At 41.6% G+C, this 5901-nt stretch carries 8 protein-coding genes and 1 pseudogene; 1 reads left to right on the top strand and 8 read right to left on the bottom strand.

The window, feature by feature from the left end; genetic code table 11:
• Positions 1–432: 432 nt before the first annotated feature.
• The 3 genes from P0Y67_RS22080 to P0Y67_RS22070 form a co-directional block, all read right to left on the bottom strand.
• A complete protein-coding gene (locus P0Y67_RS22080; RefSeq protein ID WP_342393613.1) occupies positions 433–780 on the bottom strand; it encodes a DUF1493 family protein in 348 nt (115 codons plus the stop codon).
• Positions 781–842: 62 nt separating this feature from the next.
• Positions 843–1262, bottom strand: a complete 420-nt coding sequence (locus P0Y67_RS22075; protein WP_342393612.1) for a hypothetical protein — start codon at positions 1260–1262, stop codon at positions 843–845.
• Complete coding sequence (locus tag P0Y67_RS22070; RefSeq protein ID WP_342393611.1) at positions 1259–2182, bottom strand: RHS repeat-associated core domain-containing protein; 924 nt, start codon at positions 2180–2182, stop codon at positions 1259–1261. The genes P0Y67_RS22075 and P0Y67_RS22070 overlap by 4 nt, the downstream gene beginning before the upstream one ends.
• Positions 2183–2573: 391 nt before the next feature.
• On the opposite strand from P0Y67_RS22070, the gene P0Y67_RS22065 reads away from it, so the two are divergent.
• Positions 2574–2900: a hypothetical protein gene (locus P0Y67_RS22065; protein ID WP_342393610.1), complete on the top strand. Its 327-nt coding sequence runs from the start codon at positions 2574–2576 to the stop codon at positions 2898–2900.
• Here P0Y67_RS22065 and P0Y67_RS22060 read toward each other — a convergent pair.
• From P0Y67_RS22060 to P0Y67_RS22040, 5 genes and pseudogenes are all read right to left on the bottom strand, one after another.
• A complete protein-coding gene (locus tag P0Y67_RS22060) occupies positions 2897–3787 on the bottom strand; it encodes an RHS repeat-associated core domain-containing protein (RefSeq protein WP_342393609.1) in 891 nt (296 codons plus the stop codon). The genes P0Y67_RS22065 and P0Y67_RS22060 overlap by 4 nt on opposite strands.
• Positions 3788–3964: 177 nt before the next feature.
• Positions 3965–4546 (bottom strand): hypothetical protein, encoded by a 582-nt coding sequence (locus tag P0Y67_RS22055; RefSeq protein WP_342393608.1) that lies wholly within the window; start codon positions 4544–4546, stop codon positions 3965–3967.
• Positions 4547–4761: 215 nt separating this feature from the next.
• Positions 4762–5040 carry a MafI family immunity protein gene (locus P0Y67_RS22050; protein WP_342393607.1) on the bottom strand — a complete coding sequence of 93 codons (279 nt, stop codon included), beginning with the start codon at positions 5038–5040 and terminating at the stop codon, positions 4762–4764.
• On the bottom strand, positions 5040–5306 hold the full coding sequence (locus tag P0Y67_RS22045) for an EndoU domain-containing protein (RefSeq protein WP_342393614.1): 267 nt from the start codon (positions 5304–5306) through the stop codon (positions 5040–5042). The genes P0Y67_RS22050 and P0Y67_RS22045 overlap by 1 nt, the downstream gene beginning before the upstream one ends.
• Positions 5307–5546: 240 nt before the next feature.
• Positions 5547–5750: pseudogene (locus P0Y67_RS22040) on the bottom strand (RHS repeat-associated core domain-containing protein); the annotation flags it as partial.
• Positions 5751–5901: the final 151 nt, after the last annotated feature.

Raw genomic sequence — 5901 nt, 5'->3', positions numbered from 1 at the left:
TTTTTCGCAATAATTCATAATTAGAACCCCGGATCTGGATCACCTTCTTTGGGACTGTAATGCTTCCCTTTGCCATCTTTGTGGTAATGAGAATAATTAGGCCCCTTCTGACCTCAGGGCGCGAGCATACTTCGTTCAATTCTTGTTCAAGTGGTGAACGAGCTTAAAATCTAGGCCAATTTTTACGAAAATTGCCGAGAAGATGAAAAATTTTGAGTTCAACATTAACATTAACAATATCAATGTTATTTTTTGAGTTTAACTGTTCCATCTGGATAAATCCTCCACCCTAGAGCTTTTCTATCCTTATCTAGACATATGTCTTTTCCCATAAGTTTCACTATTCTCACAAGCCACATACTTTATATATTCCAAACCCACTGAATTTAGCATGCCACTTAATTGTACCTTTGTATACATAGAACGATGCAGTCAACAGTCATACCATAGCTTAGTTTTGATGATTTGCTCTATCTGAAACAGTGTAACAGGTTTGTAGTTTTCTTCTTTTCTTTTGATTAAACATGGAAAAACCCAATAAAAAACGCGTTGTAATTGCGTATCGCCGGGAAATTCCATAGGAAAGTATGACTCAAAGACAAAACTTAATAAGTCGGCACCAAATGAAGTTTCCAGAATAGATATGAATTCATAAGCTTCATCACCATAGATACCCAAATCATGATATAACCTGGTGGAATGTTTGTAACCTTTTATGTCACTTTCATCTTTACCGAACAACTTCAGGCAGGCAATGAGATCGCTCGAAAAATTATCCATCCATTTGGGCCTCTGTGGTATATCTGAGAGTAAAAATTGTCTTCAGAATCATAGCAATCGCCTTATTCACCCCCATAAAAATCATATTTAATACTCACTTTAAACTCCGAAAGCATTTGAATTGCTTCAAGACCAAGCTCAAACATTACATTTTCATCAGAAAATACTCCGATTAAAAAATTACAACTTCCTCCAGATTCAACAAGTTGAACAATATACTCCCTATCATAGCCCCTTAGCTGCATCTTCAGAAAATTATCTATCGAAACATCATCAAAATTCAACGGTGATTCATGCAGACAAAAGCTAACATTTGTTCGCTTGTACATTCCATCTAATATTTTTCCACTTTTGGTTTTTTTGGGGCCTCCTACAGTTTGAGAGAACCTAGTCGGCAACTCAAAAACCCCTTCAATATCAGCCGCCGATATAGTCGGATGAGAAACATGAAAAGTAAGCCTAAAGGTAGCATTTCCACTCATAACAAATCCTCCCAATGTCCTTGAGGTGACCATTCTCCCCCTTCATTAATACCAACCGTTCCATCAGGCGCTACACCCGTCCATGATTTTCCTGTACCCATACCACCATGTGCCGCATCTTTGATGCCATGAAGGGTATCTTTATCCCAACCATATTTTTTCTTAGCTTTATCTATATCCTGAGTACCAGAAGGACAACTCTTCGGCTTTTTCTCATTCTGGCTAGAATCTTCGTTATTGTATATCAGCCAATCTATTAATGCAGCGCCACCCAGTGCAACACCATAACCAACCCATTTGGGCCAAGCTGCATCTGTTGGATCTGGTATCGCTGTATCTGTGCCGATCCACCCACCAACTACAGCAATAGCTGATCTACCATAAGGATCAATATAGTTGGTGGGGTTTCCACCAACATAGGCATAAATATTCAACCCTCCCCGCAACCCAATCGGATCCCGCTGAATGTACCGCCCAGTATTCGGATCGTAATCCCGGTAGAAATTGTAGTTCAGGCCGGACTCTGCATCCCGGTATTGCCCCGGAAAGCCGATATTGAAAGTGACTGGCTGAGCAGTGCCACCTGTTTTCCCAAACGGGCTCCTCGCCTGTTGCCAGATCAGGTTTTGTGCCTGAATCAGCCCGATCGGGGCGGACAGGTGATCACTCAGCACATCTGAAATCTGACCGTCTGCATCGACAGTGACAGGGGCGTAACCTGTGGCGCCGTAGGTATAGTCTTTCTGACCCTGAGGGCCACTTTCACGAAGTAAAGTGTTCCCCAACCAGTAAAACTGCGTTTGCTCACCATTGACGGTTTTGCTGATCCGGCGTCCCAGAGGATCATAAGTATAGGCAGCGGTTACTTCGATGCTGGATAGCAGTGTCGTTTCACCATTTCCGGCATCTGCGCTGATCACCCGCTCGCGCTGGTAACCGACTAAACGTTCTGCGTCGTTATAGGTGAAGGTTTCGATGCTATTGTTTAATTAGAGTGTTTCGCCAATATCAGTATTATCTAGGTTATTTGGCTTTTTAAATCAATAACTGAATAACTCTCACCATCAAATACCCCAAGAATAATAATATTCAATTTCTTCAATACATTAGAAAAAATTGTTCATATCATCTATATTATCATTTTAATTGAAACATTCGAATAAAACACATACAAAGTGCTGAGGAACAATTAAAGCAAGGATTTCGATTAGCCTTGCTTTTTTCTGGCTTTGGTAGTTTTTTGCATTTATTGAATATCTTTGGGTTGCTACTCATTTTCATACATTATTAGGTTGCAAGATATAATGTTATATGGAGCGGGGAGCATCGATAGATGATCCCCCTTCCCTAAATGCTGTTAAACGTATATTCGCCAATTATTTTCCATCTTTTTTATTCTTTGACCTTAGTCCAGACCAAAATAAAAAAACGGATAAAAGAAAAGAAATAAAGCATAAAATTAATGCTATGTATGGCTGTCTGCACCTAAAGTGTTCATGGAAAAAGCTAAACTCATTTTTACAAAAACCACTTGCCAAACTTCCTGAAGAAAAAACCCAAAGCAGCGAATATAAAAAAATAATAATGCTGCAACAGCCAAGAAAATACAGAACTTTGGAATTCACTATTTTCATCTAATATGTATATCCATCGATTGTTGATTGGTTTATTACATCTTGGACGAAAGATTGGCACTGATTTGTCGGTCCCCATCTACCAAGCCCTTTGCCAATTTCCAAAAGTTCATTCACTTTATTTTCATCGACATTATCTACATCTTCACACGACGCACCTTTTTGTTTATGCCTACCAGTATGATCAGTAACTTCCACAGGGTCACCAGGCAAATCACCACTTTCGTTTCCAGCATTTCCGTCGCCACCGACTGGTCCCATACCAGCTTCCTTGATGTCAGTCTTGATCCACTGATGGTCTACCGGTGCCCACCCAAAAGCCGGTTGGCTACATATTTGAACTTTCAGCCCCAGTGGATCAATGTACTTCAAGGGGTTGCCGCCCACGTAGGCGTAAGTGTTCAAGCCACCCTGTAATCCGATTGGGTCTGACTGGATGTATCGTCCAAGACTGGGATCATAATCCCGGTAGAAATTGTAGTTCAGGCCGGACTCCGCATCCCGGTATTGCCCTGGAAAACCGATATTGAAGGTGACTGGCTGAGCTGTGCCGCCTGCTTTCCCAAACGGGCTTCTCGCCTGTTGCCAGATCAGGTTTTGTGCCTGAATCAGCCCGACCGGGGCGGACAGGTGGTCACTCAGCACATCTGCAACCTGTCCATCTACATCGACAGTGACGGGGGCATAACCTGTGGCGCCGTAGGTATAGTCTTTCTGACCCTGAGAGCCGCTTTCACGGAGTAAAGTGTTCCCCAACCAGTAAAACTGCGTTTGCTCACCATTGACGGTTTTGCTGATCCGGCGTCCCAGAGGATCATAAGTATAGGCAGCGGTTACTTCGATGCTGGATAGCAGTGTGGTTTCACCATTTCCGGCATCTGCGCTGATCACCCGCTCGCGCTGGTAACCAACTAAACGTTCTGCGTCGTTGTAGGTGAAGGTTTCGATGCTATTGTTTAATTAGAGTGTTTCGCCAATATCGGTCTTATCTAGGTTATTTGTTTTTTAAATCAATAACTAAATAACTCTCACCATCAAATATCCCAAGAATAATAAAATTCAATTTCTTCAATACATTAGAAAAAAATTATTTATATCATCTACATTATCATTTGAACTGAAACATTCGAATAAAACACATACAAAGTGCCAACTTAGCTTGGTTGCGTAAATCAATTCAAGTAAATCTTTATCTGAATCAACCATCTGTTTACTTATATAATAATAGGCATCGCCATTATATAAAAAACCTCGAGATTTAAAGTCATTTATTTCATTTTCACTCGCCATTACATCATCAAAAACACAACACAAATCATTCCTTTTTATTAAATCATAAATAAATAATGACAGCCAATCACTTGAATCAACAACTTTCACTATTCCAGAGCCATTTTGATTACCCTTTGAATTCACATTAAACACACCACCCGAACTGAGATTTACCTCAGAAATAGCATTAAAATTCTTAGGTACAATTACGTAGCATGGATAAATATCATTACTTATTTTTTCAATCAAGCTCTTATAAAACTCATTACTATCATTGAAGTAGCTATTAATATATTTTCTGACTATTTCAACGTCAACATTAACAATATCAATGTTAATGTTAATGTTAATGTTATTATTTTGGTTTAACTGTTCCATCTGGATAAATCCTCCACCCTGGACCTTTCCTATCATTTAAATCCCAATGAGGGCGAGCCATTTTGTCATGGACAAAATCAAAGGGGTAAAGCAAGTCACACCAGATGAAGTATGGCAGGAATAATTGAATTATGGTTCATCGAAATCGACCTGATGTGACAATCAGCTTTTTTAGGATGTCTGTCCCAACATTTTCGACCGGTACAGATCAAAACCTAGCTATCAGTTACGTGGCCACGCAGTTTCTCTTCAAACATCTTTTTATCCAATTGCATTACATCTGCCAACTCATAGACAAGTGCCAAAGACTCACCAGGAATCTGTTTATTCTCCTCAATCACAATATCAACCAAAGTATCCAAAGCCAGACCATATTCGCCAACATCAATGAAATCCTGTACTTCACCTTTTTCAGAATCGGTAAATATTTCTAACAGTAAACTAAGTAATCGTAACAACAGATTTTCGACAAATTGATAATCGTGGATAGTCATCACGGGTTCCTCGGCACGTTAGTTGGGAACCCTGAGACAATATCACCGTTGCGCTCTTGAATCACTCTTATATCAATTCCATCACGCGTTCCTTCAGTAATCATTCGTCCACCACGTCCCGCATGAGTTACGGAATTTGGATCAGTCGCAACATCAGATATTTCATGCATAATTTTGTCGTCTGACCAGTTTTGAGGAAACTCACTCTTTCCAGGCTTACCAGTGCCAGGTCTATGTCCACCGCCTGTGGCATCACCGTCAAGGATGTGCCTACGACGCTGAGAAGAAGCAAGATCTACATAGTCATCAGCTTTCTTCGCAACCCGACTCGCAGCCCCCAGCCCCGTTGCACCGGGTATTGCTAACCCGGCTAAATCAGCCCCCAGTGCTGTTAGGTTACTGCCTAAATTCCCACAATCACCAAGAACATTGTCGGTTAAAATTCGATATAAACCATAGCCAATAAACCCGATGTCAGCGACAGTGTCAATGATTAACCCTGTCGAATCCGTATAGTTCAGCGGGTCTGCACCGGCATAGCTGTACAGGTTGTATCCCCCACCCAACCCAATCGGATCCCGCTGAATGTACCGCCCAGTATTCGGATCGTAATCCCGGTAGAAATTGTAGTTCAGGCCGGACTCCGCATCCCGGTATTGCCCTGGAAAACCAATGTTGAAGGTGACTGGATGAGCTGTGCCGCCTGCTTTCCCAAACGGGCTTCTCGCCTGTTGCTAGATCAGGTTTTGTGCCTGAATCAGCCCGACCGGGGCGGACAGGTGCTCACTCAGCACATCTGAAATCTGACCGTCTGCATCGACAGTGACAGGGGCGTAACCTGTGGCGCCGTAGGTATAGTCT

The organism is Photobacterium sp. SP02 (genome assembly GCF_038519165.1).
GTDB classification, from domain to species: Bacteria; Pseudomonadota; Gammaproteobacteria; order Enterobacterales; family Vibrionaceae; genus Photobacterium; species Photobacterium halotolerans.
The sequence above is the reverse complement of the archived record's forward strand: the minus strand, read 5'-3'. Positions and strand labels throughout refer to the sequence as shown.

What these genes read in the sequence shown, in the direction of transcription:
- P0Y67_RS22080 (WP_342393613.1), bottom strand. Translation starts at nt 780, where the DNA reads ATGGATAATTTTTCGAGCGATCTCATTGCCTGCCTGAAGTTGTTCGGT.
- P0Y67_RS22075 (WP_342393612.1), bottom strand. Translation starts at nt 1,262, where the DNA reads ATGAGTGGAAATGCTACCTTTAGGCTTACTTTTCATGTTTCTCATCCG.
- P0Y67_RS22065 (WP_342393610.1), top strand. Translation starts at nt 2,574, where the DNA reads ATGGAGCGGGGAGCATCGATAGATGATCCCCCTTCCCTAAATGCTGTT.
- P0Y67_RS22055 (WP_342393608.1), bottom strand. Translation starts at nt 4,546, where the DNA reads ATGGAACAGTTAAACCAAAATAATAACATTAACATTAACATTAACATT.
- P0Y67_RS22050 (WP_342393607.1), bottom strand. Translation starts at nt 5,040, where the DNA reads ATGACTATCCACGATTATCAATTTGTCGAAAATCTGTTGTTACGATTA.